The organism is Microbacterium sp. (assembly GCF_030149085.1).
In the GTDB taxonomy this organism is placed as follows: Bacteria; Actinomycetota; Actinomycetes; order Actinomycetales; family Microbacteriaceae; genus Microbacterium.
This window is the reverse complement of sequence record NZ_JASBSF010000354.1, coordinates 1-5,795: the sequence shown is the minus strand read 5'-3', so window position 1 is coordinate 5,795 and position 5,795 is coordinate 1. Positions and strand designations below refer to the sequence as shown.

At 67.8% G+C, this 5,795-nt stretch carries 5 protein-coding genes; 2 read left to right on the top strand and 3 right to left on the bottom strand.

What is annotated here, in order from left to right; translation table 11 throughout:
• Positions 1 to 362: 362 nt before the first annotated feature.
• Positions 363 to 1,253: an EamA family transporter RarD gene (gene rarD / locus Q1V87_RS14480; protein ID WP_300594364.1), complete on the top strand. Its 891-nt coding sequence runs from the start codon at positions 363 to 365 to the stop codon at positions 1,251 to 1,253.
• Positions 1,254 to 1,276: 23 nt separating this feature from the next.
• On the opposite strand, the gene Q1V87_RS14475 is transcribed toward rarD, so the two are convergent.
• The 3 genes from Q1V87_RS14475 to Q1V87_RS14465 are packed head-to-tail and all read right to left on the bottom strand — an operon-like array spanning position 1,277 to position 4,157.
• Positions 1,277 to 1,633 (bottom strand): metal-sensitive transcriptional regulator, encoded by a 357-nt coding sequence (locus tag Q1V87_RS14475; RefSeq protein WP_300594361.1) that lies wholly within the window; start codon positions 1,631 to 1,633, stop codon positions 1,277 to 1,279.
• On the bottom strand, positions 1,630 to 3,954 hold the full coding sequence (locus Q1V87_RS14470) for a cation-translocating P-type ATPase (RefSeq protein ID WP_300594358.1): 2,325 nt from the start codon (positions 3,952 to 3,954) through the stop codon (positions 1,630 to 1,632). Before Q1V87_RS14470 ends, Q1V87_RS14475 begins: the two co-directional genes overlap by 4 nt.
• Positions 3,951 to 4,157 (bottom strand): heavy metal-associated domain-containing protein, encoded by a 207-nt coding sequence (locus Q1V87_RS14465; RefSeq protein ID WP_300594355.1) that lies wholly within the window; start codon positions 4,155 to 4,157, stop codon positions 3,951 to 3,953. The genes Q1V87_RS14470 and Q1V87_RS14465 overlap by 4 nt, the downstream gene beginning before the upstream one ends.
• A 242-nt stretch (positions 4,158 to 4,399) precedes the next feature.
• On the opposite strand from Q1V87_RS14465, the gene Q1V87_RS14460 reads away from it, so the two are divergent.
• On the top strand, positions 4,400 to 5,668 hold the full coding sequence (locus Q1V87_RS14460) for an ABC transporter substrate-binding protein (protein ID WP_292709860.1): 1,269 nt from the start codon (positions 4,400 to 4,402) through the stop codon (positions 5,666 to 5,668).
• Positions 5,669 to 5,795 lie beyond the last annotated feature (127 nt).

Here is a 5,795-nt window from a genome sequence, read left to right as displayed (position 1 = left end):
GACGTGCTGGCGGTCGTCGTCCGCTGAGTCGACAACTCTTCGACGGGGCTCGGATGCTGTGGCATCCGGGCCCCGTCTCTTGTTGTGGCCGGGGACGGTCCCTCGCCTCGCGGGGCATGGCAGGAATCGGCCGGGATTCGGCCGTCGAGCTCTGTCCGCGCTCGTCGGACGTGCGCCGTGGTGTCGTCGGCGCGCCCTAGTCTGAATAGGTGACGCGCGAATCGAATCCGGGAGACAGGGGTTCCGCGCCAGTGACCGGTGACATTCCGGCATCCGGTGCGGCAGAGATCGCCGGGTCGGATGCTGCGCAGCTCGCCAGCGAAACGCCGGTAGAGGCTGCCCGCGAGCGGCTCGTCGGTGGCATCTTCGCGTTCTCGGCCTACTTCCTCTGGGGCTTCCTCCCGCTCTACTTCATCCTGCTGGCCCCGATCACGGGCTGGGAGCTGGTGGGATGGCGCATCCTCCTCTCCCTCGTCTTCTGCATCTTCCTACTCACCGTCATGCGCGCGTGGCGGCCGTTCCTCGCGATCGTGCGGCAGCCGCGCCTGCTCGGCTGGACGGCGCTGGCGGGAGCTGTCATCTACATCAACTGGCAGGTGTTCATCCTCGCGACCCTCTCGGGTCACGTCATCGAGACGAGCCTTGGCTACTTCATCAACCCGATCGCCACGGTGTTGCTCGGTGTCATCGTGCTGCGCGAGCGGTTGCGTGTGACGCAGTGGATCGCCATCGCGATCGCAGGCATCGCTGTGATCGTCACGATCGTCGGCTATAACTCGGTGCCGTGGGTAGCTCTCACGCTCGCGGCATCCTTCAGCGTCTATGGCCTGATCAAGAAGCGCATCGGGCCGTCGGTGGATGCCGTCAGCGGCCTCACCCTCGAGTCGGCGTGGCTCACGCCGGTCGCGATCGTGCTGCTGGTGGTCACGTCGCTGACGAGCGGTCTCACCGCCGGCGCATACGGGGTCTGGCATGTCGTGCTGGTAAGCCTCGCGGGCGCCGCGACAGCCGTGCCGTTGCTGCTGTTCGCCGCCGGAGCGCGGCGCGTGCCGCTCACCGTGGTCGGACTGCTGCAGTTCATCGCCCCGATCATGCAGTTCATCACGGGGGCCTGGATCCTCGGTGAGCCGATGCCTCCGGAACGTTGGATCGGCTTCGGATTGGTCTGGGTCGCGTTGGCAGTGTTGACCGTCGACTCGATCGTGTTCGCGCGCCGTGCGCGCGGCGTCAGCGACGTCGCCGAATACAGCTGACGCGGCCCGCGGCCGCGCCGAGGTCAGCGCACGAAGCGGGCGATGGCTGCCGAGGCTTCGCGGATCTTCTCCTCGGCCTGCTCGTCGCCCTGGCGCGCGGCATCCACCACGCAATGACGCAGGTGGTCTTCGAGAAGCCCGAGGGCGACCGACTCCAGCGCGGCAGTGGTCGCGCTGATCTGCGTCAGGATGTCGATGCAGTACTTCTCGTCCTCCACCATCGAACGGATGCCGCGGGCCTGCCCCTCGATGCGCTTCAGCCGGTTCAGATACCGCTGCTTGTCGCCGATGTACCCGTGGTGCGCCTCCGGCTCGTGAGCACCGTGCTCGTCATCCGTCGCTCCGCCCTCGTGCGGGGTGGTCTCGAGAGTGTCGCTCATCGCGGGCTCCGTTCTTTCGTGCGTGTGCGTGACGGGGCGACTGCCGGGTCGATGCTCTGGAAGCGGCGCAGTCGCAGGCTGTTGCCGACGACGAAGACGCTGGATGCCGCCATTGCCGCCCCGGCGATCATGGGGTTCAGGAGCCCCAGGGCAGCCAGCGGAATCGCCGCGACGTTGTACGCGAACGCCCAGAAGAGGTTCCCACGGATCGTCCGCAGCGTCGCGCGCGACAGCCGGATGGCATCGACCGCACCGAGGAGGTCTCCGCGCACGAGCGTCAGATCGGATGCCTCGATGGCGGCGTCTGTACCCGTGCCCATCGCGATGCCAAGGTCTGCCTGCGCGAGCGCTGCGGCGTCGTTGACGCCATCGCCGACCATTGCCACGACCAGGCCGCTGGCCTGAAGAGCCTCGATCTGTGCTGACTTCTCGGCCGGCAGCACGCCCGCGATCACCTCGCGGATGCCGACCTCGTCGCCCACGCGCCGCGCCACGGCCTCATGGTCACCGGTCAGCAGGATCGGCTCGAGTCCGAGCGTGCGCAACCGGGTGACGGCCTCCCTGCTCGAGGGCTTCACCGAGTCTGCGACGGCCAGGATGCCGCGAGCTTTCCCATTCCACGCGACCACGACAGCGGTCGCGCCGTTCGCTCCGGCGCGCTCGACGGATGCCGTGATCTCGGCATCCGGATGCACTGACCAGTCGGCCATCAATCCCAGCGATCCGACGATCACCGCGTGGCCTTCGACGACCCCCGTCGCTCCTCGGCCCGGCGCCGACGAGAACGACGCCACCTCGGGAAGCGGGTCTCCGGCCGCCGCCGCCGAACCTGCGATGGCCCGGGCGATGGGGTGCTCGGATGCCGACTCCACCGCTCCAGCCAGGCGCAGCACCTGGGTGGCATCCTCGCCCGGCGCCGGAACAACACCGACGAGCGTCATCCGCCCCTCGGTGACGGTGCCGGTCTTGTCGAGCACGACGGTGTCGACGCGCCGGGTCGACTCCAGAATCTGGGGACCCTTGATCAGGATGCCGAGCTGCGCGCCCCGGCCGCTCCCGACGAGGAGCGCTGTCGGTGTCGCGAGCCCCAGCGCGCACGGGCAGGCGATGATCAGCACGGCGATCGCAGCCGTCAGCGCCATCGCGGTGCCGCCGCCAAGCAGGAGCCAGGTCACGAGGGTCCCGACGGCGATCACGATGACGATCGGTACGAACACCCCGGCGACGCGGTCGGCCAGTCGCTGCACTTCGGCCTTGCCCGCCTGCGCCTGTTCGACCAGGCGAGCCATCTGTGCCAGCTGCGTCTGCTCGCCGACACGCGTAGCGCGCACGACGAGGCGACCACCGACGTTGACTGTCGCGCCGATGACCGTGTCACCGTCGCGGACCTCGACGGGAACCGACTCGCCCGTGATCGTCGAGGTATCAACCGCTGACGTTCCCGACACGACGACCCCGTCGGTGGCAATGCGCTCGCCGGGGCGCACGACGAACTCGTCACCGGCCCGAAGCTGCGCGACGGGAACGCGCACCTCGGTGCCACCGCGCAGCAGCGCGGCATCCTTCGCGCCGACCTCGAGGAGTGCCCGAACCGCCTGGCTTGCGCGCCGCTTCGCGCGTACCTCGAGGTAGCGGCCCAGCAGCAGGAATGTCGTGACCCCGGCGGCGACCTCGAGGTAGATCGTGTTTCCGGCTTCGCCGGGCTGTGCGATCCATGTGAAGCCGTGCGTCATGCCCGGCATCCCGGCCCCGCCGAAGAACAGGGCGTACAGCGACCACACGTAGGCGGCCGAGACTCCCATCGAGATGAGGGTGTCCATCGTGACGGCGCCGTGGCGCAGGTTGATCGCCGTCGCCCGGTGGAACGGCCACGCCGCCCACACGACGACGGGTGAGGCGAGCGCGAGCGATGCCCACTGCCAGTACGTGAACTGCAGCGCGGGGATCATCGCGAGCAGGACCACCGGCACCGACAGCACCGCCGCACCGATCAGACGCTGACGCAGCGAGGCGAGCTCGGGATCGGCCGCAGTGTCATCCCTCTCGGGGGCCGGTGGTGCGGGCAGGGTCGCCGTGTATCCGGTGCGTTCGATCTCGGCGATGAGGGCTGCGGCATCGGCGCGCGCCTCGCCACCGTCGGCCGGGACGTCGTCGACGTGGACGACAGCCTTCTCGGTGGCGTAGTTGACGGATGCCGACACTCCCGGCATCCGATTGAGCCGCTTTTCGATGCGCGCGGCGCACGAGGCGCACGTCATCCCGCCGATCTGAAGCTCGATCGGTGCGGAGCCGCCCCCGCCGACGCCGAGGGGGGTCGTCACAGTCGCACGGCCTGGTATCCGGCCTCGTCGACAGCGCTCAGTACTGCGTCGTCGTCGAGTGCGTCGGCGGTGACCGTCAGGAGGCCCGTCGCGGCGCTCACCTCGATAGCCGTTACTCCCGGGATCTGCGAGACCTCGTCGCGCACGGCGTGCTCGCAGTGGCCGCAGGTCATTCCGGTGACGAGGTATTCGTGGTTTGTCATGGCGGGTTCCTCCCGTGCGCGTTCGGCGGTGTATAATACCCCCATGGGGTATATACCTCAACACTACGCCTATCCGTGCCCTTCCCGCTCCGCAGATCACGACGGATACCTGCGCCAGGTAACGATCTGATGGCGTTACACATCGTTAACGCACCGCAACACACGCGAGACCAGTCCGCGGATAGGTTATTGGCACTGTGCGGGCGCTTGACGGCCCGCATCCATTCACAGCAAGGAGCATCATGGGCGTCTTCACACGATCCCGCGCCGGCTCGATCCTCGGCGGTATCGCCGTGGTCGGTGTCAGCGCGGTCTTCCTGGCGGGTTGCGCCGGCGACTCCGGTGGCGGGAGCGGTACCACCGAGCCGAGCGAATCCCTCGACCTCAAGATCGGCACGGCGCTGCCTGTCACCGGTAACCTCGCCTTCCTCGGCCCGCCGGAGATCGCGGGTACCGAATACGCCGCATCCGAGGTGAACGCCGCAAACGCCGGCGTGACCATCGAGATGATCCAGGGCGACTCGGGTGACACCGACAACAAGGCCTACGAGACCGAGATCCCGCGTCTGCTCGGCGAGGGCGTCTCCGCCATCATCGGTGCAGCCTCGTCGGGCACGTCGCTGCAGTTCATCGACCAGGTCGTCGGCGCCGGTGTCATCCAGTTCTCGCCCGCCAACACCTCGGCGGCGTTCACGACCTACGACGACAACGGCCTCTACTTCCGCACGGCACCGTCTGACACCCTGCAGGGTGAGGTGCTCGGAAACCTGATCGCCGAGTCGGGCGCTCAGACCCTGGGCATGATCGTCCTCAACGACTCGTACGGCACCGGTCTTGCGAGCTTCGTCAAGGACGCGTTCGAGGCAGCCGGCGGCACCGTCGTTGCCGAGCCCACGTACAACACGGGTGACACGAACTTCTCGGCTCAGGTCTCGGAGGTCGTCGCGGCCAACCCCGACGCGATCGCTCTGATCACGTTCGAAGAGGTCAAGACGATCCTGCCCGAGCTGTTCGCCGCAGGCGTGCCCGCCGACAAGCTCTACTTCGTCGACGGCAACCTGTCGCAGTTCGGCAGCAACGGCATCGACGTGGGTGGTTCGCTCGAAGGAGCCAAGGGAACGCTTCCCGGCCTTTCGATCGACACGATCACCGACTTCACCGACTCGCTCAACACCTTCTGGGTCGACGAGGGCAACGAGGAGCTGACCGAGTTCAGCTACGCTGCCGAGTCGTACGACGCCGTCATCCTGCTCGCGCTGGCGTCGCTTGCCGCCGGCTCCACGGATGGCGCGGCGATCGCCGACAAGCTGGTGGAAGTCTCGGGTGGATCCGGTGACGGTGAGAAGTGCACCACGTTCGCCGCGTGCGCCGAGATCATCAACGGCGGCGGAGTTGCTGACTACGACGGTATCTCCGGTCCGATCACGTTCGACGACGTGGGCGACCCGACCGAGGCGTCGATCGGCATCTACCAGTACACGGCAGACAACGACTACGTCGCGTACGAGTAAGTCTCACGGCTAGCGAGCGGGGCTCCGACCTTCGGGTCGGGGCCCCGCTTCCGTGTGTCCAGCGGACGCTGTGACCGCCGATGGATGTCGCGCCAGCCCGGGCATCCGTGTGTGAACTCTCACGCGA